Below are 23,741 nucleotides of genomic sequence, written 5' to 3'. Positions count from 1 at the left end.
TTATCAAAACCTTGGAATATCCTTTCCAATTAACGCTATTACCCAATAATTTTATAACCTAATAACTTAAAATTGAACGAAACTTTTTTATTTCTTTTATTAGCTGCTATCTGTCTTCTCATCGGGGCATTTATAGGTAATCTTTTTGCTAGATTAAAAAACAAAACCGAAACCAGTAAACTGGAAGAACGGCTTGAAAACGCACAGTTTCAGATAGAAAAACTAGACGAGCGTTACAATATTTTATCAAATGAAAAAGAGCAGGTAAGGGCAGAAAAAGAACAAATAAGCAATCAACTTTCAAAGCAAAGTGCCGAATATAATTCGTTGTATTCTGAACTTGAAAAGGAAAAGGAGCGTTTCCAAAATTTTGAAAAGGATTTTAAAGATAAATTTGAAAATCTCGCAAATAAAATATTGATAGACAAAACTGAGGAATTTACAGATTCAAATAAAAAAAATATAGAAAACATTTTAAAACCTTTGAATGAAAAGATAAAGGATTTTGAAGAAAAAGTTGGGAGAAACAATATAGATTTTGTGCGTACCCACGCCGAATTGGGTAAACAACTTCAGTATTTGAACGAGCAAAACATTAAAATAAGCCAAGAGGCTGATAACCTTACCAAAGCGTTAAAAGGGGATTCCAAAATCCAAGGAAATTGGGGGGAAATGATTCTGTCCCGAGTTTTGGAAGAATCTGGCCTGGAAAAAGGACGCGAATATACCATACAGGACAGCCACGACAATCCCGATGGCGGTAGGCTGCAAACGGATGTCATCATTCATCTGCCAGACGGTAAAAAGATGATAATTGACAGTAAGGTTTCACTTACCGACTTTGAAAGGTATGTTTCTGAAGATGATGAAAATCTGAAAAGCCTTTATCTAAAAAAACATATAGATTCCATAAAAAAACACATACTTACCCTAAGTGAAAAAAAATATTATCACGCCGTAAACGAAAGTCCAGATACCATTTTCATGTTTGTTCCAATAGAGCCTGCTTTTGCAATAGCGGTAGCTAACCAAAAAAACCTGTATCAAGAAGCGTTTAAAAGAAAAGTGATGATTGTAACCCCATCCACACTATTGGCAGCATTGCGATTGGTAGAAAATCTATGGGAAAACGACAATCAAAAGAAAAACACGCTCGAGATTGCCACAGAAGCTGGCAGATTGTACGATTCCTTTGTTGGATTATTAGATGAACTGAACAAAATAAAAAAACAATTAGGAACGGTTCAAGGTTCTTTTGACAATGCTTTAATTAAACTGGAAGGCAAGGGAAATCTAGTAAAAAGGGTTGAAAAGTTAAGAAAGCTGGGCGCTATTACCAGTAAAAATATCGATCAGAAACTGTTGAACAGCAGTGATGAAAATAGCCCTATAGAAAAATGAGGGTTTCCATTATTTATTTTCTATTTTGCACTCTTTAACTTTTAAGAAAACCAATATTCATGAAATCAAAATTACTCCTTCTAACCATTTTATTATCAGTACCGAACCTTTTCTCGCAAACGAAATTTGAAGCGGGATATATCGTTCTAACCAATGGAACAAAAACCAATTGTTTGATTAAAAATGAAGATTGGAAAGGAAGTCCAGCCACATTTGAATATAAAATTGGAGAAAATGACGAGGTTAAACTAGGCAATGTTTCAACTGTAAAGGAATTTGGATCCTCTGAAAATTTCAAATATTTGACAGTGACTTTACCAGTTGAACAGTCCAGTGATAAAGTTGGCGACTTAACCGAAGACAGGAATCCAATTTTCAAGGACGAAACCCTCTTTTTAAAAGTTTTGGTTGAAGGCAATGCTTCGCTTTATTACACAACAAAAAATGGCGAAAATCGTTTTTTCTACAAAGTGAATGACAGCAAAATTGAACAACTCATTTATAAGCGATACACTACTTTAAACCAGGATATTGCAAAGAATAATAGATATAAACAGCAACTTATCACAGATATTCAATGTTCTAGTATAGACGCCAAGGCTCTTGAAAATATTGAGTATAAAAAGTCCAGTTTGACTACCCTTTTTAAAAAGTATAATACTTGCCAAAATGGTGAAAACATAGTTTATGCCAAAAAAGATGTCAAATCAGGATTTAACTTAAGCATTCGTCCGGGAGTAACTTTTGGATCATTATCCATTCTTAAAGCTGGTGATGAAAAATTGAAATTTGATAACCAAACAGGAATTAGAATTGGTTTGGAGGCAGAATATGTTTTTCCCTTTAATAACGGAAAATGGTCAATATTTATAGAACCCGCCTATCGCAATTATAAAGCTGAAAAAGAAGTAATCTATGTAGATTTCCTAACGTTCCAGAAAACAACATTAGTAACAGCTGAATATAATTCAATTGAGCTACCAATTGGAGCTCGCCATTATATGTTTTTGAATCAAGATTCGGCATTCTTTCTTGATGCAGCATTCGTAATAGACGCTTCAATTCTTGATTCAAAAATTGAATCAAGCAATGAAAATAGTTATGATATGGATGTTAAGACAGATGTTGCTATAGGTTTCGGTTTGGGTTTCAAATACAAGAAAAGGTATAGTCTTGAAGCTCGATACCACACTTCCCGTAAGATTACTAATTATCTAGATATTAGCACTGACTATAATTCTTTCGCTTTAATTGCGGGTTATAATTTTCTATAAGAGCAATATGATATATTTTGTCTAAATTTAAAAGATGAAAAAAGTCCTCTTCATTATCCTCGGAAGTCTGTTGGCGTTGTACCTACTCTATTTTGCTTTTGTATATTATGTTCCCTATAGCGAAGGAACCCGTGCAGGTGAGCTTATAAAATTCAGCCATCGCGGTGTGGTTATTAAGACTTGGGAAGGAGAAATAAGCCAAGGTATAAGCGGAGCACAAATTTTCTCTTTTTCCGTCTTAGATCAAGATGCTGAAGTAATTGAGAAACTGAAAGAATTTCAAGGTAACTACGTAAAAGTTACTTACGTTGAACGATTTGCTTCCTTCGCAATTTGGGGAGATACCAAGTATTTTATTACGGAGGTTGAAAAAGAAAACTCCCCACACTTCAACAGAAATTAAATGAGTGACATTCATAAACATATTGAAGAGTCGCAAGTGACTCTCTCTGAATTGATGCTACCCTCCCACGCAAATTTTGGCGGAAAAATACACGGTGGCTATATTCTGTCTCTCATGGATCAAATTGCATTTGCTTGTTCATCAAAGCATAGCAAATACTACTGTGTTACAGCCTCAGTAGATACTGTAAACTTCTTAAACCCAATTGAAGTGGGAGAATTGGTGACACTAAAAGCTTCAATAAATTATGTGGGAAAAACCTCGATGATTGTCGGGATTCGGGTTGAGGCCGAAAACATACATACTGGAGTAAAGAAACATTGCAATTCATCCTACTTTACTATGGTCGCAAAAGATGATAATGGCAATGGCATGGAAGTGCCCGGATTAATATTGGATTCAAAGATTGAAATAAGGCGTTTTTTGAAAAGCGCTTCACGCTTGGCTTCAAAAAAGCACTCAAAATTCCAAGAAACCAACTTTGAAGTCGAAAAATATATTAGCGAATTAAAGAACCATAACGTAATTGTAGATTACAAAGGTTATAAATAAAAAATAATACCCGAAAAGTTTATTTTTTAGCAATTTTTAAAGTGGTCTGCATATTTTTTGAAGTAACTTTCACAAAATACAAACCACTGTTCAATCTGCTCATATCAACCTGGGCAATATTTCCGGATCCCTTTCCTTCGGAAACTAGGGTTCCCAAAACGTTATAAATTTGATAACTATCAATTTTAAAAATTGAAGAAATGGTCAGGTCATTTTTTACCGGATTAGGGTAGAAATTCAAGTTTTTTACAAATTTTTCTTCTGTTGAAAGCCTTCCAACCACTGTAACTTTGCCATGCATTGAAGGGGCAAGATCATTTTGATATTCGGTAATACCTATTTTAGAGAAAGTATATGAAAAATCATTGTTTATACCCTTAAGCGAACCACTGTCGAAAACTTCGGTACCATTTTGAAGGCTCGTTACACTTTTTTGTGAAGTATCTGCCCAAGTCCACAGAACAGTATCTCCCACTTCTATTGTAGGACTGGCAACAGATTCATTAATCCCTTGTCCCCAAGCAATTTCAACAACATTCTGCGCACTGAGAATGTTTATTGCAATAAAAAATAAGAACAAAGTAATTTTTTTCATAAATGAAAGGTTAAGTAGGTTGACACACTAATTTACAAAAAATAATAATAAAAAATCCAGTTGAAAAGGAAAACATCAGCTTATTTACTCAAATACATTTTTCTTCTTGCGTATAAATCGTAAAAAGCATCATCCTTCAAACTATCTATAAACAAAATACTTTCTCCTGTACTTTTCATTTCTGGTCCCAATTGTTTGTTTACGTTCGGGAATTTGTTGAAACTAAAAACCGGTTGTTTAATTGCATACCCCTCCAACTTCGGATTAAAGTTGAAATCGGTTACTTTATTATGACCCAGCATTACCTTGGTTGCATAGTTTACATAAGGCTCGCCATAGGCTTTTGCTATAAAAGGTACTGTTCGCGAGGCGCGTGGATTGGCTTCAATAATATATACTATATCATCTTTTATGGCGAACTGCACATTTATGAGCCCAACAGTATTTAGTGCTTTCGCTATTTTTATAGTATGATCTTTTATCTGTTGCATCACAAATTCACCAATATTGAATGGTGGTAAGGTGGCATTTGAATCTCCCGAATGGATTCCGCAAGGTTCAATATGTTCCATTATTCCGATGATATATACATTCTCACCATCGCAGATTGCGTCTGCTTCAGCTTCAATGGCTCCATCAAGATAATGATCCAGCAATAATTTATTATTAGGAATTTTACGCAGCAAATCTACCACGTGTTCTTCCAATTCCTTTTTATTGATAACAATCTTCATTCCTTGGCCACCCAAAACGTATGAAGGACGAATTAAAAGGGGAAAGTCAAGCTCATCGGCAAGCGCTAGTGCCTCCTCTGTTGTTTCTGCCACACCAAACTCTGGGTAAGGGATATTGTTCTCTTTTAGAATATTTGAAAAGCTTCCTCGGTCTTCAGCTAAATCTAAAGACTTATAAGTTGTCCCAATAATCTTAATACCGTATCTATCTAGCTTTTCGGCAAGCTTTAAAGCAGTTTGTCCACCCAATTGTACAATTACACCTTCGGGCTTTTCGTGGCGGATTATATCATAGATATGTTCCCAAAAAACAGGTTCGAAGTAAAGTTTATCCGCAACATCAAAATCTGTAGAAACAGTTTCTGGATTGCAATTTATCATTATGGTTTCATACCCACATTCAGCAGCTGCTAAAACTCCGTGAACGCAGCAGTAATCAAACTCGATGCCCTGCCCTATTCTGTTTGGACCGGAACCAAGCACTATAATTTTTTTCTTTTCTGTTACTATGCTATCGTTTTCGGAAAAGGGTTTTTGGCCCTCAAGCTGCATTTCGTTTTCAAAAGTAGAATAGTAATAAGGTGTTTCCGCTTTAAATTCAGCAGCACAGGTATCCACCAATTTATAAACGCGTTGAATGTTCATATCTTCACGTTTTTTGTAAACTTGGCTCTCCAAACATTTCAGCATATGTGCAATCTGACGGTCACCGTAGCCTTTTTGTTTAGCCTCCAGCAACAATTCCCTCGGCAGCGTTTCCAAAGTATATTTTGAAATTTCCTTTTCCAAAAGATATAGTTCTTCGTATTGGCGAAGGAACCACATATCAATTTTTGTGATTTCGTGAATTCTACTTAGTGGAATCCCAATCTGGATTGCATCATAAATTACAAAAACACGATCCCAACTTGCGTTTTTCAGTTTGTCGAGAATCTGTTCGTAGTTGGTATAGCTTTTTCCGTCGGCACCAATTCCATTTCGTTTTATTTCCAGCGATTGCGTGGCTTTGTGAAGCGCTTCTTGAAAAGAACGGCCAATACCCATCACTTCTCCAACAGATTTCATTTGAAGCCCTAAGGTTCGATCTGAACCTTCAAATTTATCAAAATTCCATCGTGGAATTTTTACAATAACATAATCCAAAGTTGGTTCAAACAATGCTGAAGTTGACTTTGTAATTTGGTTTTTCAACTCATCAAGTCTATAACCAATAGCTAGTTTAGTTGCTATTTTTGCAATGGGATAACCCGTTGCTTTTGATGCCAAAGCCGAAGAACGAGACACACGCGGATTAATTTCAATGGCGATGATTTCTTCTTCCTCATCTGGACTTACAGCAAACTGAACGTTACAACCACCTGCAAAATCACCAATACTGCGCATCATAAGAATAGCCATATCGCGCATTTTTTGAAAGGTGCGGTCATTTAGCGTCATTGCTGGAGCCACAGTAATGGAGTCTCCCGTATGGATTCCCATTGGATCCATATTTTCAATGGTACATATAATTACAACGTTGTCATTATTATCGCGAAGCAATTCAAGTTCGTACTCCTTCCAGCCCATCATTGCTTTGTCTATCATTACCTCGTGAATGGGCGAAATTTCTAAACCATATGACAAAAGTTCGTCAAAATCTTCTTCTTTATAAACAATAGATGCACCAGCACCTCCCAAAGTATATGATGCCCGAATTACTAGTGGAAAACCAAATTCCTGTGCAATTTCCTTTCCTTGCAGATAAGAATTGGCAGTGGCTTGAGGCGCCATTTTCACACCAATTTTCTCCATCAATAATCTAAACTTTTCGCGGTCTTCTGTAATGTTTATGGCGTCAATATCTACACCTATTAGCTTTACGCCAAAATCTTTCCAAATCCCCTTTTCATCAGCTTCAATACACAAGTTAAGCGCAGTTTGCCCACCCATTGTAGGCAATACAGCGTCAATTTGCGGATGTTCTTTCAAAATTTTTACGAGTGATTTTGTTGTAAGTGGCAAAAGGTAAATATGATCGGCCATAGAAGGATCGGTCATAATGGTTGCAGGATTGCTGTTTATCAAAACGGTCTCGATACCATCTTCCCGTAAAGAGCGCAAAGATTGTGAACCTGAATAGTCGAATTCACAAGCCTGACCAATAACAATGGGACCTGAGCCAATAATTAGAACTGATTTAATTGAAGGATTTTTAGGCATTTTTTTAACTTTTTCGGTGCCGCAAAATTACGACGCTTTAGGGTATAAAAAAAAGGTGTTGCTTAGTTAAACAACACCTTTTATATATAATTTATCAACATTATTTTTTATGACGTGATTCAGAAGATACAGAAATTTTCTTTCTGCCTTTCGCTCTACGGGCAGCCAATACTTTTCTTCCGTTTACAGAAGCCATACGCTCTCTAAAACCGTGTTTGTTTCTTCTTTTTCTTTTTGATGGCTGAAATGTTCTTTTGCTCATTATAGTATTCTTTAACTACCGTTATATCTTTGTTCAATCCCCCTTCTTCAAAGTTGGGCTCGTCTGCCAAAGCATTTATTTGCGTAGGCGGGTGCAAAAATACAACAAGTTTTCACTTAGACAAACCTTTTTTGAAAAATATCCATAATTTTTTTAGACATAACGATTGTCGCAAAAATACAACCTATAATATTATTACCTACGCCTTCTTTTATATGAAATAATTTCTACTTCCGAAATGGAAAATCTTCCATAACGCATTTAGTTTTTATACCTTTGCAGGCCATTTTAAAAAATGAAACATGTTCAATAAAAATATAAAATTAGTTCTAACTGCCTTGGTTATTGGCACTGCTGTTTGGCAATTCACCGAAACAAATATCGGCAACGGGATTATGCTCATTTTACTTTCTTTGGTATTCGTCTTCCTATATTTTAAGAACGAAATCATTTTGCTTGCTTTTCTACGCCTTAGAAAACAGGATTTTCCTGGAGCAAAGAAATGGCTTGACAAAATAGGCAATCCTAAAGCTTCATTGGTGCCAAAACAAGAGGGCTACTACAATTACTTGAACGGGTTGATGATTTCGCAGACCAATATGGTTGAAGCTGAAAAATATTTTAAAAAAGCTGAAAAACTAGGTTTGAATATGTCTGCCGATATGGCTATGACCAAATTGAACCTTGCGGGGATAGCAATGACTAAAAACCGCAAACGCGAGGCGGAGCAGCTTATGATCGAAGCTAAAAGCCTTGATAAACACAATATGCTGGACGATCAAATAAAGATGATGAAACAGCAAATGAAGAAAATGGGCCAACCCCGTCAACAATTCGGTCGCAGTGGTCGTGGCGGGAAAAGATTTTAAACTGTTTTCTTAAATAGTGTCTTTCTACTTTTAGTGCAGTTTGTCGATTTAAATTAGCTTTATGTCGAATACCGTGTTGTAAATCAACCAAGTAACGTATCTTTGCTCAAAGCTTTTGCTTATGGGTAGAAAACTACTTTATCTTTTCTTATTGGTAACTTTTTCAGCACAATCCCAGATTGAGCAAGGTTCTCTGTTTTCTGAAGCAATTGGAAAAAACATTAAGAAATACACGAAAAATTCACAAGAGGCATACGCAGATCAGGATTTTGAGCGTGCAGAATTCCTGTTTGATTCTTTGATTAACAATGTAGTTAACGGAAGCTATCTTGATAACTTTAAAGTAAGAAAGCTATCTGGAAGAAAGATTGAACTCTACAAGTTTGAAAGACCAATGTTTTTAATGACTTACGCATCTTGGTGTACGCCTGGTGTTGGTGAAGTTCCAGCCCTAAACGAAGTTGCGGAAAAATATTATAAAGACATCGATTTTGTTGTTCTTTTCTGGGATTCAAAAGAAAGTGTCCGTAAATCAACTCGTGATTATTCCAGAAGAATAAACATTATTTACGTTGATGAAAAGGAAAATAAAAACGATCATATAGTGGAAATAATGAAGCACAGCCTTGGTTTTCCAACTTCTTTTTTTATTGATGAAAACAAACGAATTGTTGATGTAAGGCGCGGCGTACTTCACCCATATAATGAAAAATATGAAATTTCTTTTGAGTTGAATTACAACTCTTTTTTAAATGGAATTTCACTCCTTAAAAACTTAGGCGACGAAGATAAAGATCACATCGCTTCAAAACAAAACCCGTAAAAAAATAGCATTTTTACGGGTTTATTATATAATCTAAATTTTTTATTGATAATATCCTTTTTCAGGTATTTCAATGAAATATTCCTTTCCTGTTGTATTTTTTAAATACGTATCTCTGAGCCACGGATTGTGAAGTTTTAGGATTTTATAGTTAATACCATAAGGTTTTATCCACTCTGCCCAATCTTCTACTGGAGTATTAACTTTTACCGTAAAAGTAGGAATGTTGGTATATAAATCTTTTTCCCTGTAATTGAAGCCGTATTGCTGCGGGTGGGTCATTATTTCTTTTAAAGCTAGTATTCTGAATACATAACGGCTTGTTTCATCATTCAGTAACAAGTCATAATAGCTGGTTTCTTTCTGCCGATTTATCTGTTTGTTCATTCCTCCTACTCCAGCATTGTACGAAGCTGCAGCCATAGTCCAACTCCCAAATTTTTCTTTTGATTTTTTTAAATATTCTGCAGCTACCATTGTTGCCTTATCAAGATTGTAGCGCTCGTCCACATAATCGTTGATTTCCAATCCATATTCTAATCCCGTTCCTTTCATAAAGTGCCAAATACCAGAGGCCCCAACTGGCGAACTTGTATATTCCAAACCACTTTCTGCAACAGCCAGATATTTAAAATCGTCTGGCAAGCCATATTTTTTCAACAAAGGTTCTAAGAGCGGGAAATATTTATTTGCACGTTTAAAAAGCAAAAGCCCGTTGGATTGCCAGTATGTATTTACCAATAACTCCCTGTCCATTCGCTCACGAATATCTGGATTTTTAAGTGGTACGGGCTCACCTGCAAAATCCATTTTTTCTGGTAATGGCAATGCGTACACATTATAGTCATTAACCAGTTTCTTTTCAAAATTTTCATCTGTCGGGGCATCCTGGACTGCATGAATGCTGATGGCACTGATAGCCAATACCACTAATCCCAAACCTATTTTACCAATCGTTTTCATCTGTATATAATATTTTTAAAACAGGAAGATGGAATGCCCCAATATACATCTTCACTCAATTTGTGTTTTTTTATTGGGCATTTCATGAATCATATTTTCAATAAAGATACTTAATAAAGCTATTTTTAAACAGAAAAGGAAAAACTATTCTTCAAAAATTTCAAGTAATTTATCAGAGATTTCCCTGCCTTTATTGAGTATCATAATATGTGTTCCACCTTTAATAACTGTGCAATCTTCTATATATTTTATGGGGAAAACCATATCTTTTTCACCGTGAATATGAATAACCCCCTCAATTTTTTCCTTTTGGTTCCAAGTCACCATTTTTTCAAGTGCCCAATCCAAGTACTTTTTATCGCGAACGTGAAGGTATTGCTGATAAAGTGATAATCTTTTTTTTGTTTTTGGGCCTATTGAGAATTTGGTTAAATCTTCCACACTCAAAACCAAACTGGTTGGAATTAGTTTGTAAGCTTTTGTAAAACTGGCAAGTTTCATTCGTCTTGGAAGCTCACTCTGAGTTTTTACACTGGAAATGATTATAAGTTTTTTCAATTTTAAAAAATCATGCATTTCCTGAACCACTACGCCTCCAAAAGAAACTCCAATAAGTATTGCATCCTTTTCTTTTACAAAAAGCGCCATACGCTTTGCATAGGCCTGTAAACTTTCGTTCTTGTCTGGAATCAACCACTCCAAAATATGTATTTCATACTTTTCGGGAAACTTGATATTCCTAAAAATTTCGGTTCCCGCAGCCAATCCAGGAACGAAATAAACATGTGTTTTTTTAGAATTCATAAGTCTTTTGTGAAGAAAATGGCATAGCCCAAAGATTATTCGTAAATTTACGAATACAAAGATATAATTATATAACTGTTTCCTCTAAACTGAAATTTCTCGCAATAATTTGCTTTGAAAACAAAACAGACATCCAAAAGTAATAGCATATATAACAACATCATTTTAAGGTGCCAAAACCTGTATCTTAAAAATACCGATTCAATATCACCATCACTGCATTTTAAATAATTTTTCAATTTAAAAAATACTTCCCAATGATTGAAGATGTAGAAATTACCGACAATGAATTTTTAAGACAGTTTGAACTCGAAATTGGCGACAATATGGCTCGCATTGAATATGCACTACAAGATCGTAAAATCTTCCTAACAAAATACGAAATGCCAGAAGATCTGGAAGAACAAGGTTTCCGTGACATTTTTATTAAAGCCGTTTTTGAAGAAGTAAAAAACCGAGGCATAAGCTTGGTTCCCACGAGCCCAGAAATAGCAGGTTTTATGCGAAAAAACCGTAGAAAATATAAAGATTTATTGCCAGTGGGCATTAATATTTAATCCAATACAGTTTCAGAAACTTTAAAACGCACCAACCCATCTTCATCAATTTTAGTAAGCGTAATTTTTTCTAAGGTATTTACCAATTCTGGGTTCCACGGAGCTTTTACTTTTACGTAATTTTCAGTAAAACCGTGAATGTAGCCTTCTTTGTTTTCACCCTCAAAGAGAACGGTTCTTTCAGTCCCTAACTGGCTTTCATAAAAAGCCCTTCTCTTTTTTACTGAAAGACCGCGCAGCATTTTGCTGCGTTTGTTTCGAATCTTCATTGGTACCACGCCTTCCATTTCAGCTGCTGGTGTATTGTCCCTTTCGGAATAGGTAAAAACGTGTAAATATGAAATGTCTAGCTCATTCAAAAAATGATAGGTTTCCAAAAAATGTTCGTCAGTTTCTCCTGGAAAACCAACAATTACATCCACACCAATACAAGCGTTTGGCATTACTTCACGAATCTTTGCAACGCGCTCAATATACAATTCACTCATATAGCGACGACGCATCATTTTCAAAATAGCGTTGCTTCCACTTTGTAGAGGAATATGAAAATGCGGCACAAAAGTTCTCGATTTCGACACAAAATCAATTGTTTCGTTTTTTAATAGATTTGGTTCAATTGAAGAAATACGAAGCCTATCAATACCTTCAACTTTATCCAAAGCTTTTACAAGTTCTAGAAAAGTGTGCTCGTGCTTTTTGTTTCCGAACTCCCCTTTTCCGTAATCGCCAATGTTTACACCTGTTAACACAATCTCTTTAATTCCCTGTGCCGAAATATCGGCAGCGTTCTGCAAAACATTCTCCAAAGTATCGCTACGCGATATGCCACGCGCCAAAGGAATAGTGCAATAAGTACATTTATAATCACAACCGTCCTGTACTTTTAAGAAAGCCCGTGTTCTATCTCCTATGGAATAAGAACCCACATAAAAATCAGCTTCCTCTATTTCGCATGAATGCACTTCTCCAACCCCTCGACTGCGCTCGGGGCGCGACAAAAGGTCATTTATATAGCCTGTAAGTTTAAATTTCTCGGTAGCACCCAAAACTAAATCCACCCCGTCAACATCTGCCAGTTCGTGTGGTTTTAGCTGTGCGTAACAGCCCACTGCAGCTACAAAAGCATTAGGATTACCCTTCTGTGCTTGCTTTACAATTGTTTTAAAGCGCTTGTCTGCATTTTCGGTTACACTGCAAGTATTTATAACATAAATGTCTGCTTTTTCAGAAAAATCCACACGCTCAAAACCTTCTCCTTCAAAACTTCGCGCAATGGTAGAAGTTTCACTAAAGTTGAGCTTGCAACCAAGCGTGTAGAAAGCGACTTTTTTTGAAGGATGCATTGTTGTATTTTTGGCAATTAAGACCGCAAAAATACAAACTATTACCCACGAATACACGAGTTTTTTGTTTTGAAATTTCGATATTTTGGATAAAATAGCACCAATAAACCATATATTCGTTTCCCGAAATTTCGGGTTTGTCAACCATTCAAATGTTTAGATTCTTCTTAATTTTCATAACAACATTAATCCTCTTTTCTTGCGGAAACACCGTAGAAACTGACTTGGACCATCTCGTTTTCCGCTATAACGAGCACGGAAACATCCCAACACTCGACCCCGCATTTGCTAGAAATCCACAGGCCATTTGGCCAGACAATCAACTATACAATGGCTTAGTACAACTGGACGATTCCTTAAATATTGAACCCGACATTGCGAAAAAATGGATTATAAATGATTCCACAAACACCTACACCTTCTTTCTGAGAAACGATGTTTTTTTTCATCAAAACAAAGCGTTTGCACAAAAAGGGCTTTACAATCCAACCCGTTATACGCGAAAGGTGGTAGCCCAGGATTTCGTATACAGTTTCGACCGATTGACCGATGAAAAAGTAGCATCTTCTGGCAGTTGGGTGATGAATTATGTGGAAAGCTATAAAGCTGAAAACGACACCACATTGGTCATTCAGCTGAAACAACCCTTTCCAGCTTTTCTAGGCTTGCTTTCTATGCGCTATTGTTCTGTAGTTCCAAAGGAAGCTGTGGATTATTACGGCAATGAATTCCGAAGAAATCCTGTGGGAACTGGTCCTTTTCAGTTTAAAATGTGGGAAGAAAACGTGAAACTAGTTTTTAGAAAAAATCCGCTTTATTTTGAAAAGGATGAAAGCGGAAACAGGCTTCCTTATCTGGAAGCAGTTTCAATAACTTTTTTACCAGACAAACAGAGTGAATTTTTACAATTCGCACAGGGAAAATTGGATTTCATTTCAGGTTTAGACGGGAGTTATAAAGATGAATTGTTGACCACTCACGGAAAACTCCAGTCAAATTATGAGGACTTGGCATATATGATTACGGGGCCTTATTTAAACACGGAATATCTCGGTCTTTTTCTTGGAACAAATACGCCCGAAATACAAAGCAAAACCTTTCGACAAGCTATAAATTATGGTTTCGACCGTTTAAAGATGGTGACCTATCTTCGTAATGGGATGGGTATTCCTGCCACTCACGGCTTTATTCCAAAAGGATTGCCTGGTTATGACGAAATAGACGGCTACACCTACCAACCCGAAAAGGCGAAGCAATTAATTGAACAATACAAAACTGAGACTGGCGACACACAACCTGAAATAATTATTGGCACAAACAGTCAATATTTGGATTTGTGTGAATATGTGCAACGAGAACTCGAAAAGCTTGGAATAGCAGTAACCATAGATGTGATGCCCCCTTCAACGCTTCGTCAAATGAAAAGTAGCGGCGAACTCGATATTTTCCGAGCCAGCTGGATTGCAGACTACCCTGATGCAGAAAATTATCTTTCCCTTTTTTACAGTCCCAATTTTGCGCCGAACGGTCCTAATTATATGCACTTCAAAAACGAAACTTTTGATAGTCTTTATGTGAAATCGCTATCAATTTCAAATATTGAAGAACGGAAATTACTGTATACAAAAATGGATTCCATAGTTGTGGATGAAGCTCCCGTAGTGCCTTTGTTTTATGACATGGCTGTTCGGTTTGTAAACAAAAAAGTTTCAGGATTGGGCATTAATCCACAGAATTTTTTGATATTGAAAAGGGTTAAAAAAGAAAAATAAAGTATGCCCAAAACAATAAATATATAACAAAATGGGATTTGGCGGTTCGGCTGCGGCAATGATACAATCAATTCGCTATAATGCGAAGCAACTTGCCAAACGAAATAATTATTTTGAAAAAGATGTTGCTTCAAAATATGGAACTTCAACAAAGATTGTTGATTACAAAAAAATGTCGCCAGCCCAGTTTGTGGCTTTTAAACAGAAGTTGAAACAAAACGAAGTAAGCCGACAAAAACGGTTAACAATTGTTTTTGGCGGCGTAATGGTTGTTATTTTGGGTGTATTAATCTACTTTCTGTTTTATCATTAACCTTTGCGCCACTTCGCGGATTCTTCAAAAACGTGCTCCCAAATCTAATTAAAGATTTTTAATGAAGAAGAATTATTTTTTTGTTTAAATTCCCCATCGGCGAAATAAATTTTAGATGATATATCCCTGAAGCAAATATTGATAAATCCAACTTATTAATACCAGTTTTTAAATTTAAGTCTATAATTTTTTTGCCTAAAACATCATGAACTGTAACGTTATTAAAATTTCCGATATTCTTAATAGAAAAAAGACCATTTGTAGGATTTGGATAAACAATTAATCTTTCATTTTCGAAATTTGAAATATCTAGAACACCATACTCATAAGCCCCTAAATCTATTGTATTAATAATCCTTGGATTTCCATCTACATCAATAAGAGGAAAATTAATTTCTTCTCCTTGTGTTCCTTGCCACGGAGTTTGTATGATTTCATTTGAAAACGTCCCATTATTTATTAATAGAGAATTTGGTTCAAGTCTATAATTGTTGTCATTAGAATCAACAAATTCTGGTTCTATATCAAAATTATCTTCATATAATAATCTGTCCTCGGGTCCATTGCGGCCAATGCCATCAATACCATTTTCGATATCCGAAAATCTAATTTTGCTATAAAAGCCTCCTATTTGAAAATAAAAAACTATTTGGTAATTATCAAAACTAGTGTTGCCGTACAAAATTGTGTTAACCATATTAATTCCTGCACCAGACGTCATAATACCTCCTCCATAATGATCAGCAGTATTATCGACAATAGTATTATTTATACATTCAAGAGTATTGACATAATCCAAATAGATTGCTCCACCATCGTGGCTAGCCGTGTTTTTAGCAAAAACATTATTAAACAAATATTTTCCTCCTCCATCAATATATAAAGCTCCTCCATCTTCAGAACTGTTTTCAAATAATATATTATTCTGAAAAACAACAGAGTAATTACTTTCAAGATCAACAGCCCCACCCTGAACCTTAGCGTAATTTCCTTGAAAAATATTATCAGTAATAATTGGGCTGGAATATGCTGTTACATGCAAAGCCCCTCCTGCATTACTAGTAGAACTATTACCGTTTATATCATCACATACATTGTTATAAAAAACATTATTTTTTATAAGTGCATCAGAACCTATTAGTGCAATGGCACCTCCTTGAAAAGCATGATTATTTCTAAAAATGTTATCCTCAATTATAGCATTAGAATAAGAGGATCGAATTGCACCGCCATCACTTAAAGAATAATTATTTTCAAGGATACAATTTCGCATAATGAAGAAGTCATAAATATCCAGACCACCACCGCCATATCCATTAATTGCGGTATAACCGTCACGAATTGTAAAGCCATCTATAATTGTTTCTGCATTTGTTTGAGAAGTTCCTTGTTCTATAACATGAAATGAATTGTCAAGTAAACTGTTGGGATTACCTAATTCACCACTAAGTATTGTTATATTCTGATTATAATTTCGCTGTTCTCTGCTTGTCTCTGTGCCATTAAATCCACCATATAAAGAAACATTGGGTTTCAATACAAAACTTTTTCTTCTAGAATTTGAAGGTATTTCTCCCATTCTGTCAGTTTCAGGATAATATGTTCCCAGGGCAACCCAAATTTCTCCAGTAATAGTATTCTTAGTAGCAAAATCCAAACTTTTGTAAGCATTTTCCCAATTTGTACCATCATCAAGACCCACGGCATCTTTATTCACAAATATTATTTGAGAATAACTTGTAATTGAAAATAAACCAATTAAAGCAAGTAGAGATAATTTCATAAAATCATTTTTATAATTACGCTTGAATAATTTTTGACACTTTAATTCCATTCGGTTTATTCTAACCTTTTCGCCACTTCGAAGTCTCTTCAAAAACGTGCTCCAAAATCTTAGCATCCATTTCTGAAAACTCTATACTTCTCCGACTCATAACAACCTTTGCAACCTCAAAGGCTTTGTCGGTTTTATAAGTTGTAAAACCACCGCTTCCGCCCCAACTAAAACTCGGGACAAAATTTCGTGGAAAACCACTTCCAAAGATATTGGCACTCACGCCCACCACAGTTCCAGTATTAAACATAGTATTGATGCCACACTTACTGTGGTCGCCCATCATTAAGCCGCAGAATTGAAGTCCGGTGTGGGCAAAACCTTCGGTTTCGTAATCCCAGAGACGTACTTCAGCGTAGTTATTCTTTAAGTTTGAATTGTTGGTGTCCGCTCCCAAATTGCACCATTCTCCCAACACTGAATTTCCCAAAAACCCATCGTGACCTTTGTTAGTATACCCGAAAATCACAGAATTATTCACTTCTCCCCCAACTTTACTATGTGGTCCAATTGTAGTGTTTGTGTAAATCTTGGCTCCCATTTTCAATGTAGAATACTCACACAACGCAAATGGGCCGCGCACTAACGCACCTTCCATTATTTCAGCATCTTTACCTATATATATGGGACCTTCGGAAGCATTTAATGTGCAGAACGCAATGATTGCTCCTTCTTCAATGAATATATTCTCAGGATTTTTAGTCCAAACCGCTTTTGGAATAGGTTGCGATTTGCGATCTTTAGTAAGCATTTCAAAATCGCGCTTTATCGCTTCGCCATTTTTTGAAAAAATATCCCAAGAGTGTTCAATTCTCAAAACATCATCGTGTGCATATTGAATTATATCGAAGGTTTCAAAATCTACTTCCTGCCCTTCTGTTGTAAAAAAAGCAATAGGTTCTTCATCAAAAAATACAGCTTGGTTTTCTTCTAAACCTTTGATTATGTTCACCAAATTTTCCGAAGGAAGAAAAGACGCATTGATTAAAATATTCTTCTCCAATTCCAAAAAAGGATATTTTTCCGAAAGGTAATCTTCGGTTACTGTAGTTGTGGTGAAGCCTAAAAGGTGTTCCCACTTTTCGCGAATGGTCAAAATCCCCACACGAATATCTGCCACAGGACGCGTAAATGTGAAGGGTAAAAGCTGGTTGCGGACGTTGCCGTCGAAGAGGATATAATTCATTGGGATTAACGATTGCAGATTTTTGATTGCTGATTTTCGATTAAAAAAAATCAACAAGCTTATCTTTATTAGTTATTCAATATTACTAAAAAATTCAGCAATCGACAATCGTTAATCGGCAATCTAAAATATAAAAGCCCTCGATTTCTCGAAGGCTTTTGTATGTTTTATCAAAATTGAAGACTACTCTTCAGTTTTAGCTTCTGTAGCAGCAGGTTTTTTAAACTTGTCGTATTTGTTTTTGAATTTGTCAATACGTCCTGCAGTATCAATAAGTTTTGCTTTTCCAGTATAAAAAGGGTGTGAAGAACGTGAAATCTCCATCTTTACCAAAGGATACTCAACACCATCTACCTCGATAGTCTCTCTAGTATCTGCAGTTGATTTTGTAAGGAAAACATCTTCATTACTCATGTCCTTAAAAGCAACTAGTCTATAATTTTCTGGGTGGATACCTTTTTTCATCTCTATATATTTTTAAAATGCGCTCGATTTTGAGTTTGCAAATTTAAGTATTAATTAGAAATTAGCAACAAAATAGTGCACTTTTTTAATTTTCTTCAAAATCCATCGCAAATGTAACGTTTTGCTATCTTTGTTTACTAACAACTCGAACCAAAAAACGATTAAAAAATGGAAACTCAAACAGCTTCTTTAAAAAAAATAGCACTCAACTATGGAGTTCTATTAGCATTACTTTCAATTGCCTTACAAGTTATCTCTTATGTATTGGATGTTCATATAGATCGTCCTTGGTGGCTAACCGTCTTACAGTTGCTTATTTCAGTAACCGCTATTGTTTATGGTATTAAAGCATTCAAAACTATTAATGCAGGCTTTCTTACCCTGAGTCAGTCTTTAAAAGTAGGTTTGGCAATAAGCCTAGTTGCAGGGATTATAGCAGTTATTTTCAATTATATCTTTATGAATTTTATTGATCCTGATTTTATTCAAAAAACTTTAGATTTTTCTAGAGAACAAATGATTGAAAATTATCCAAACATGTCTCAGGAACAAATAGAAAATAGTCTAGAAATTTCTGCCAAATTTATGACACCTTGGATAATGTCTGCCTTTGCAATAATAGCAACTTTGTTTTTTGGATTTATCATTTCATTAATTGCAGGTTTAATAATGAAGAAAAACCCACCACAACAAATTTAATTATCTGAATGAATATTTCCATTGTCATCCCACTTCTTAACGAAGAAGAATCGCTTAATGAATTATACCGTTGGATTGCATCCGTAATGCAATCCAATGGTTTTTTATACGAGCTAATTTTTATAGACGATGGTAGCACAGATAATTCTTGGGAAATAATTGAAAAACTTTCTGAAGAAAATTCAAATGTAAAAGGAATACGCTTTCAGAAAAACTACGGAAAATCGCAAGCATTACATGCAGGTTTTGCAATGGCAAAAGGGGATGTGATAATTACGATGGATGCCGATTTGCAGGACAATCCTGAAGAGATTCCGGAACTATACAAAATGATTATTGAGGAAGGTTTTGATCTTGTTTCAGGCTGGAAAAAGAAACGGTATGATTCAGTTATCAGTAAAAACATGCCTTCCAAATTGTTCAATTATGCAGCTCGGAAAACTTCAGGTGTAAAATTGCACGACTTCAATTGCGGTCTGAAAGCTTATAAAAAAGATGTTGTAAAATCCATCGAAGTAACTGGCGAAATGCATCGTTATATTCCTGTGTTAGCGAAAAATGCAGGCTTCAGCAAGATTTCAGAAAAACCTGTTTTACATCAAGCCCGAAAGTATGGGACCACAAAATTTGGTGCAGAACGCTTTATTCGTGGCTTTTTGGATTTGATAACTATTTGGTTTTTATCAAGATTTGGGAAACGGCCGATGCATCTTTTTGGCGCTTGGGGAGCGGGTATGCTTTTTATAGGGTTTTGTTTTGCTTTTTTTCTTGGTATCGATAAACTTTTTTTAAACCCAGCCGGAAGGCTCATTGCAGAACGGCCTGAGTTTTTTATCGCCCTAACCGCAATGATTCTGGGAACCCAACTTTTCCTCGCTGGATTTTTAGGCGAATTGATTCTTAGAAGCAAGAAAGACTCACGAAATTACATAATCAAAGAACAAGTTTAAACATTGTGTCCTCGGAGTTTTTTTATGCTAACACTTTATTTCCACAAAAAACACCGAGAGCAAAGCGTTTTTTATTTATATAAAATCGGAATTCTCAAAAGCACCTTATTAATACTTACTTTTGCACCTTAATTTAAGCGAATGATTTACGTAGATCCGAAAATTTTAGCCCGAGTTAACCAATGGCTCACCCCTTTTTTCGACGAAAAAACCCAGCACGATATTAAAGAAATGATTGCCTACGATCCTGATGGATTGGAGGACAGTTTTTATAAAAATCTGGAGTTCGGTACCGGGGGAATGCGAGGCATAATGGGGCTTGGTGATAACCGAATCAACAAATACACCTTGGGGAAAAACACACAAGGGCTTTCAAATTATCTAAAAAAGCAATTCCCGAGTCAGGAAATTAAGGTAGCCATTGCCTACGATTGCCGTCACAATAGCAAAGAATTTGCAAAAGTGGTGTCGGATGTGTTTTCTGCAAACGAAATAAAAGTTTTTCTTTTTTCAGAATTACGCCCCACACCAGAGCTTTCCTTTGCTGTAAAATATTTAGATTGTCAGGCCGGAATTGTTTTAACGGCTTCTCACAATCCGCCGGAATACAACGGTTACAAAGTGTATTGGGAAGATGGCGGACAGCTGGTTCCACCGCAGGATGGCGAAATTATCGCTGAAATAAATTCACTTAAATACGAAGACATAAAATTTGAAGCAAACGAAAGTTTGATTCAATATATAGATGTCGAAGTTGATGACGCTTTCACAAAAGCTTCAGTTGAAAACGGAACTTTTAATACTTCAAAAGAAGCTAAAGACAACTTAAAAATTGTCTTCACTTCGCTTCACGGCACTTCAATAACAATGATTCCAAAGGTTTTGGAGCACGCTGGCTTCAACAATGTGTTGATTGTTGAAGAGCAAGCAGAGCCAAATGGTGATTTTCCCACTGTAAAATCGCCAAATCCGGAAGAGCCAGCCGCTTTAAAAATGGCTTTAGAACTTGCCGGAAAAGAAAACGCAGACATCGTAATTGGTACCGATCCAGATTGTGACCGCTTGGGTGTTGCGGTTAGAAATGATAAAAATGAAATGGTTTTGCTCAACGGAAACCAGACAATGGTTTTGATGACGCATTTCCTTTTGGAGCAATGGAAAAAAGCTGGAAATCTCAACGGAAACCAGTTTGTTGCTTCCACAATAGTTTCAACTCCAATGGTTGAAAAAATTGCTAAACATTTCAACGTAAAGTATATTGAAGGACTCACAGGTTTTAAGTGGATTGCCAAAATGATCAAAGACTTTCCCGAGCTTGATTTTATTGGTGGTGGTGAAGAAAGTTTCGGCTATTTGGTTGGCGATTTTGTAAGGGATAAAGACGCCGTTACTGCTACTCTACTCGCTTGTGAAATTGCAGCGCAAAAAAAGAATGCCGGAAGCAGTATGTTTCAGTATTTGAATGACGTTTACAATCAATTCGGCAACTATCGGGAGCATTTAATTTCAATCACCAAGAAGGGAAAGCAAGGCGCCGAGGAGATCTCAGCAATGATGAAAGCGCTTCGCGAAAATCCTTTTAAAGAAATCGCCGGAAGTAAAGTGGTACGGATGGATGATATTTTAAAAAATGAGTCCATAAATTTCTTAAAACAGGAAACTTTGTCACTTAATCTGCCAAAATCCAACGTTTTGATTTATTATACCGAAGACGGCAGTAAAATTGCAGCACGGCCCAGCGGCACAGAACCGAAAATAAAGTTCTACATTAGCGTGAATACTTTGGAAACCAAAAATTTTGAAGAGATTCTTCAGAAAAAAATTGACGCTATCGCCGCGCAACTAAACGTGAATTAATGAATTATTTCAGAAAAATACTGCGCTACGCCTACCCCTATAAAAGATATGCTTTTCTTAATATCTTTTTCAACATATTATATGCACTGTTCAGTACCCTTTCTTTTGTGGCACTGATACCTGTTTTAGAAATAATATTTAGCGATCAACGTACACTTGGCCCAAAACCGGTTTATAGTGGAATTTCGAATATAAAAGATTTTTCGCAGGAATACCTTAATTATTTTATCGTTGAAAACATCAATAATCAAGGCGAGTTTAAGGTGCTCATGTATATGGTGGGCATTATAATTTCGCTCTTTTTATTGAAAAATTTGAGTAATTATTTGGCCATGTTTTATTCCACTTTTCTTCGAAATGGGGTATTGAAGGATCTTCGAAACGACCTTTACAGTAAGGTAATTAGTTTTCCGTTGGCCTTTTATTCCGAAAAAAGAAAGGGTGATACAATCTCCCGATTGAGCGGCGATGTGGACGAAGTGAAAAATTCGGTGCTTTCCGTTTTGGAAATGATTGTACGCGAACCCTTGACCATCATTTTTTCATTGGCAACGATGCTTTTTATAAGTCCTAAATTGACACTTTTTGTGTTTTTATTTTTACCGATTTCCGGGTTTCTGATTTCAAAAATTGGAAAATCATTGAAAAAAGGCTCCCTAAAAGTACAGGAAGAACAGGGGGTTTTCCTTTCAATATTAGAAGAAACAATGGGCGGATTGCGCATTATTAAAGCTTTTCACGCTGAAAAATTGTTTCAAAATAAATTTGAGGACAGTAACGAACGATTTTATAAGCATTCTAATAAAGTAATGAATAGGCAAAACCTTGCTTCTCCAGTAAGCGAACTTTTAGGGATTATTACTATTGGGGTACTTTTGGTGTACGGAGGCTATTTGGTTTTTGTTGATAGAACACTGGAAGCAAGTTTCTTCATTGGTTACATTATGTTGGCCTATAATATCCTTACACCCGCCAAAGCTATTGCAAAAGCAAGCTATTCCATAAAGCGCGCCGACGGTTCTGCACATCGTATATTGGAATTACTGGAAGCCGAAAACACCATTACCGATATTGAAAATCCTGTTCAAAAGGAGGGTTTTGATGGTGTTATTTCAATAAAAAACATTTCTTTTAAATATGAAGACCAATACGTTTTGAAAGACTTTTCTTTGGAAATCCCAAAAGGAAAAACCGTTGCACTCGTTGGCCAATCAGGTAGTGGAAAAAGTACGATTGCAAACTTATTGACACGTTTTTATGACGTAAATAAAGGTAGCATCGAAATAGATGGCGTAGATATAAAAAATATTTCAAAAAGATCATTACGCGGTTTAATGGGGATTGTTTCTCAGGATTCCATTCTTTTTAATGATTCTGTGGGCAACAATCTAAAACTTGGCAAACCTTTAGCTACCGAAGCAGAGTTGATGGAAGCCGCTGAAATTAGCAATTCTTACGAATTCATAAAAGATCTTCCCGAAGGTTTTGAAACCAACATTGGTGATAGTGGAAACAAACTAAGCGGTGGACAGAAACAACGCTTGAGCATTGCACGAGCCGTTCTGAAAAATCCTCCTATTATGATTTTAGACGAAGCAACTTCCGCTTTGGATACCGAAAGCGAACGTTTGGTGCAAGATGCCTTGGAGAAAATGATGAAGAACAGAACCTCCATCGTTATTGCACACCGCCTTTCTACTATTCAAAATGCAGATAATATTGTTGTTCTTTCTAAAGGAAAAATTGTGGAACAGGGCAAACACCAAGAACTTTTGGAGAAAAAAGGAGTTTACTACAGCTTGGTGGAAATGCAATCGCTTGCGTAATTTTACGCTCTCAATTAAACCATTGTTCTGTAACTTAGTCCTATAAATAAGTTGCGCACT

22 protein-coding genes are annotated in these 23,741 nt (G+C 35.9%); 13 read left to right on the top strand and 9 right to left on the bottom strand.

Annotated elements, in window-relative coordinates:
- Positions 1 to 72: 72 nt before the first annotated feature.
- From rmuC to ESU54_RS06610, 4 genes are read left to right on the top strand one after another with little or no spacing between them, the layout of a single operon-like run.
- The gene (gene rmuC, locus ESU54_RS06625; RefSeq protein WP_111845922.1) at positions 73 to 1,401 is read left to right on the top strand and encodes a DNA recombination protein RmuC; all 1,329 of its coding nucleotides are present in this window, start codon (positions 73 to 75) and stop codon (positions 1,399 to 1,401) included.
- Positions 1,402 to 1,460: 59 nt separating this feature from the next.
- Positions 1,461 to 2,675, top strand: coding sequence for a porin family protein (locus ESU54_RS06620; RefSeq protein ID WP_111845923.1), 1,215 nt, complete (start codon positions 1,461 to 1,463; stop codon positions 2,673 to 2,675).
- Between the two features lie 34 nt (positions 2,676 to 2,709).
- Positions 2,710 to 3,078 (top strand): 6-phosphogluconate dehydrogenase, encoded by a 369-nt coding sequence (locus tag ESU54_RS06615; RefSeq protein WP_111845924.1) that lies wholly within the window; start codon positions 2,710 to 2,712, stop codon positions 3,076 to 3,078.
- Positions 3,079 to 3,630 carry an acyl-CoA thioesterase gene (locus tag ESU54_RS06610; protein ID WP_111845925.1) on the top strand — a complete coding sequence of 184 codons (552 nt, stop codon included), beginning with the start codon at positions 3,079 to 3,081 and terminating at the stop codon, positions 3,628 to 3,630. It abuts the gene before it with no gap.
- A gap of 19 nt (positions 3,631 to 3,649) precedes the next feature.
- Here the strand turns inward: ESU54_RS06610 and ESU54_RS06605 are convergent, their stop codons facing one another.
- The 3 genes from ESU54_RS06605 to rpmH form a co-directional block, all read right to left on the bottom strand.
- Entirely contained in the window at positions 3,650 to 4,225 is a 576-nt protein-coding gene (locus ESU54_RS06605; protein WP_111845926.1) for a T9SS type A sorting domain-containing protein, read from the bottom strand.
- Positions 4,226 to 4,305: 80 nt separating this feature from the next.
- Positions 4,306 to 7,158: a carbamoyl-phosphate synthase large subunit gene (carB, locus tag ESU54_RS06600; RefSeq protein WP_111845927.1), complete on the bottom strand. Its 2,853-nt coding sequence runs from the start codon at positions 7,156 to 7,158 to the stop codon at positions 4,306 to 4,308.
- Positions 7,159 to 7,258: 100 nt separating this feature from the next.
- Positions 7,259 to 7,420, bottom strand: a complete 162-nt coding sequence (rpmH, locus tag ESU54_RS06595; protein WP_100803641.1) for a 50S ribosomal protein L34 — start codon at positions 7,418 to 7,420, stop codon at positions 7,259 to 7,261.
- A gap of 302 nt (positions 7,421 to 7,722) precedes the next feature.
- Here rpmH and ESU54_RS06590 point away from each other — a divergent pair, with 302 nt between their 5' ends.
- Together ESU54_RS06590 and ESU54_RS06585 are read left to right on the top strand one after the other, a co-directional pair.
- Positions 7,723 to 8,289, top strand: a complete 567-nt coding sequence (locus tag ESU54_RS06590; RefSeq protein ID WP_111845928.1) for a tetratricopeptide repeat protein — start codon at positions 7,723 to 7,725, stop codon at positions 8,287 to 8,289.
- Positions 8,290 to 8,410: 121 nt separating this feature from the next.
- A complete protein-coding gene (locus ESU54_RS06585) occupies positions 8,411 to 9,112 on the top strand; it encodes a TlpA family protein disulfide reductase (RefSeq protein WP_111845929.1) in 702 nt (233 codons plus the stop codon).
- A gap of 42 nt (positions 9,113 to 9,154) precedes the next feature.
- On the opposite strand, the gene ESU54_RS06580 is transcribed toward ESU54_RS06585, so the two are convergent.
- Together ESU54_RS06580 and ESU54_RS06575 are read right to left on the bottom strand one after the other, a co-directional pair.
- On the bottom strand, positions 9,155 to 10,075 hold the full coding sequence (locus ESU54_RS06580; protein WP_111845930.1) for a lytic transglycosylase domain-containing protein: 921 nt from the start codon (positions 10,073 to 10,075) through the stop codon (positions 9,155 to 9,157).
- A 144-nt stretch (positions 10,076 to 10,219) separates the two neighbouring features.
- Positions 10,220 to 10,879 carry an alpha/beta fold hydrolase gene (locus tag ESU54_RS06575; protein WP_111845931.1) on the bottom strand — a complete coding sequence of 220 codons (660 nt, stop codon included), beginning with the start codon at positions 10,877 to 10,879 and terminating at the stop codon, positions 10,220 to 10,222.
- A gap of 257 nt (positions 10,880 to 11,136) precedes the next feature.
- On the opposite strand from ESU54_RS06575, the gene ESU54_RS06570 reads away from it, so the two are divergent.
- Positions 11,137 to 11,436, top strand: a complete 300-nt coding sequence (locus tag ESU54_RS06570) for a GNAT family N-acetyltransferase (protein WP_111845932.1) — start codon at positions 11,137 to 11,139, stop codon at positions 11,434 to 11,436.
- Here ESU54_RS06570 and mtaB read toward each other — a convergent pair.
- Complete coding sequence (mtaB, locus tag ESU54_RS06565) at positions 11,433 to 12,779, bottom strand: tRNA (N(6)-L-threonylcarbamoyladenosine(37)-C(2))-methylthiotransferase MtaB (protein WP_111845936.1); 1,347 nt, start codon at positions 12,777 to 12,779, stop codon at positions 11,433 to 11,435. The two genes, ESU54_RS06570 and mtaB, sit on opposite strands and share 4 nt — an antisense overlap.
- Positions 12,780 to 12,931: 152 nt before the next feature.
- Here mtaB and ESU54_RS06560 point away from each other — a divergent pair, with 152 nt between their 5' ends.
- Positions 12,932 to 14,551 carry an ABC transporter substrate-binding protein gene (locus tag ESU54_RS06560; protein WP_111845933.1) on the top strand — a complete coding sequence of 540 codons (1,620 nt, stop codon included), beginning with the start codon at positions 12,932 to 12,934 and terminating at the stop codon, positions 14,549 to 14,551.
- Between the two features lie 31 nt (positions 14,552 to 14,582).
- Complete coding sequence (locus ESU54_RS06555; protein WP_111845934.1) at positions 14,583 to 14,864, top strand: hypothetical protein; 282 nt, start codon at positions 14,583 to 14,585, stop codon at positions 14,862 to 14,864.
- Positions 14,865 to 14,922: 58 nt separating this feature from the next.
- Here ESU54_RS06555 and ESU54_RS06550 read toward each other — a convergent pair whose 3' ends face one another.
- The 3 genes from ESU54_RS06550 to ESU54_RS06540 all read right to left on the bottom strand — a co-directional run bounded on the left by ESU54_RS06550 (position 14,923) and on the right by ESU54_RS06540 (position 18,349).
- Positions 14,923 to 16,647 (bottom strand): T9SS type A sorting domain-containing protein, encoded by a 1,725-nt coding sequence (locus tag ESU54_RS06550; RefSeq protein WP_170253264.1) that lies wholly within the window; start codon positions 16,645 to 16,647, stop codon positions 14,923 to 14,925.
- Between the two features lie 61 nt (positions 16,648 to 16,708).
- A complete protein-coding gene (locus ESU54_RS06545; protein WP_111845875.1) occupies positions 16,709 to 17,884 on the bottom strand; it encodes a GlmU family protein in 1,176 nt (391 codons plus the stop codon).
- A gap of 183 nt (positions 17,885 to 18,067) precedes the next feature.
- Positions 18,068 to 18,349, bottom strand: a complete 282-nt coding sequence (locus ESU54_RS06540) for a type B 50S ribosomal protein L31 (protein ID WP_111845870.1) — start codon at positions 18,347 to 18,349, stop codon at positions 18,068 to 18,070.
- Positions 18,350 to 18,517: 168 nt separating this feature from the next.
- Between ESU54_RS06540 and ESU54_RS06535 the strand changes: the two genes are divergently transcribed.
- From ESU54_RS06535 to ESU54_RS06520, 4 genes are all read left to right on the top strand, one after another.
- Positions 18,518 to 19,048: a DUF4199 domain-containing protein gene (locus ESU54_RS06535; protein WP_111845869.1), complete on the top strand. Its 531-nt coding sequence runs from the start codon at positions 18,518 to 18,520 to the stop codon at positions 19,046 to 19,048.
- Positions 19,049 to 19,056: 8 nt separating this feature from the next.
- Positions 19,057 to 19,998: a glycosyltransferase family 2 protein gene (locus tag ESU54_RS06530; RefSeq protein ID WP_111845868.1), complete on the top strand. Its 942-nt coding sequence runs from the start codon at positions 19,057 to 19,059 to the stop codon at positions 19,996 to 19,998.
- Between the two features lie 141 nt (positions 19,999 to 20,139).
- Complete coding sequence (locus tag ESU54_RS06525; protein WP_111845867.1) at positions 20,140 to 21,855, top strand: phospho-sugar mutase; 1,716 nt, start codon at positions 20,140 to 20,142, stop codon at positions 21,853 to 21,855.
- On the top strand, positions 21,855 to 23,681 hold the full coding sequence (locus tag ESU54_RS06520; RefSeq protein WP_111845866.1) for an ABC transporter ATP-binding protein: 1,827 nt from the start codon (positions 21,855 to 21,857) through the stop codon (positions 23,679 to 23,681). The genes ESU54_RS06525 and ESU54_RS06520 overlap by 1 nt, the downstream gene beginning before the upstream one ends.
- The last annotated feature ends 60 nt before the right edge of the window (positions 23,682 to 23,741 follow it).

The organism is Aequorivita antarctica, assembly GCF_007997155.1.
GTDB classification, from domain to species: Bacteria; Bacteroidota; Bacteroidia; order Flavobacteriales; family Flavobacteriaceae; genus Aequorivita; species Aequorivita antarctica.
This window is presented reverse-complemented; position numbering and strand designations above follow the sequence as displayed.

Bases quoted from the DNA above. Each gene is read 5' to 3' on its own strand.
- ESU54_RS06620 (WP_111845923.1), top strand. From the start codon at position 1,461: ATGAAATCAAAATTACTCCTTCTAACCATTTTATTATCAGTACCGAAC.
- ESU54_RS06615 (WP_111845924.1), top strand. From the start codon at position 2,710: ATGAAAAAAGTCCTCTTCATTATCCTCGGAAGTCTGTTGGCGTTGTAC.
- ESU54_RS06610 (WP_111845925.1), top strand. From the start codon at position 3,079: ATGAGTGACATTCATAAACATATTGAAGAGTCGCAAGTGACTCTCTCT.
- ESU54_RS06605 (WP_111845926.1), bottom strand. From the start codon at position 4,225: ATGAAAAAAATTACTTTGTTCTTATTTTTTATTGCAATAAACATTCTC.
- carB (WP_111845927.1), bottom strand. From the start codon at position 7,158: ATGCCTAAAAATCCTTCAATTAAATCAGTTCTAATTATTGGCTCAGGT.
- rpmH (WP_100803641.1), bottom strand. From the start codon at position 7,420: ATGAGCAAAAGAACATTTCAGCCATCAAAAAGAAAAAGAAGAAACAAA.
- ESU54_RS06590 (WP_111845928.1), top strand. From the start codon at position 7,723: ATGTTCAATAAAAATATAAAATTAGTTCTAACTGCCTTGGTTATTGGC.
- ESU54_RS06585 (WP_111845929.1), top strand. From the start codon at position 8,411: ATGGGTAGAAAACTACTTTATCTTTTCTTATTGGTAACTTTTTCAGCA.
- ESU54_RS06580 (WP_111845930.1), bottom strand. From the start codon at position 10,075: ATGAAAACGATTGGTAAAATAGGTTTGGGATTAGTGGTATTGGCTATC.
- ESU54_RS06575 (WP_111845931.1), bottom strand. From the start codon at position 10,879: ATGAATTCTAAAAAAACACATGTTTATTTCGTTCCTGGATTGGCTGCG.
- ESU54_RS06570 (WP_111845932.1), top strand. From the start codon at position 11,137: ATGATTGAAGATGTAGAAATTACCGACAATGAATTTTTAAGACAGTTT.
- mtaB (WP_111845936.1), bottom strand. From the start codon at position 12,779: ATGCATCCTTCAAAAAAAGTCGCTTTCTACACGCTTGGTTGCAAGCTC.
- ESU54_RS06560 (WP_111845933.1), top strand. From the start codon at position 12,932: ATGTTTAGATTCTTCTTAATTTTCATAACAACATTAATCCTCTTTTCT.
- ESU54_RS06555 (WP_111845934.1), top strand. From the start codon at position 14,583: ATGGGATTTGGCGGTTCGGCTGCGGCAATGATACAATCAATTCGCTAT.
- ESU54_RS06550 (WP_170253264.1), bottom strand. From the start codon at position 16,647: ATGAAATTATCTCTACTTGCTTTAATTGGTTTATTTTCAATTACAAGT.
- ESU54_RS06545 (WP_111845875.1), bottom strand. From the start codon at position 17,884: ATGAATTATATCCTCTTCGACGGCAACGTCCGCAACCAGCTTTTACCC.
- ESU54_RS06540 (WP_111845870.1), bottom strand. From the start codon at position 18,349: ATGAAAAAAGGTATCCACCCAGAAAATTATAGACTAGTTGCTTTTAAG.
- ESU54_RS06535 (WP_111845869.1), top strand. From the start codon at position 18,518: ATGGAAACTCAAACAGCTTCTTTAAAAAAAATAGCACTCAACTATGGA.
- ESU54_RS06530 (WP_111845868.1), top strand. From the start codon at position 19,057: ATGAATATTTCCATTGTCATCCCACTTCTTAACGAAGAAGAATCGCTT.
- ESU54_RS06525 (WP_111845867.1), top strand. From the start codon at position 20,140: ATGATTTACGTAGATCCGAAAATTTTAGCCCGAGTTAACCAATGGCTC.
- ESU54_RS06520 (WP_111845866.1), top strand. From the start codon at position 21,855: ATGAATTATTTCAGAAAAATACTGCGCTACGCCTACCCCTATAAAAGA.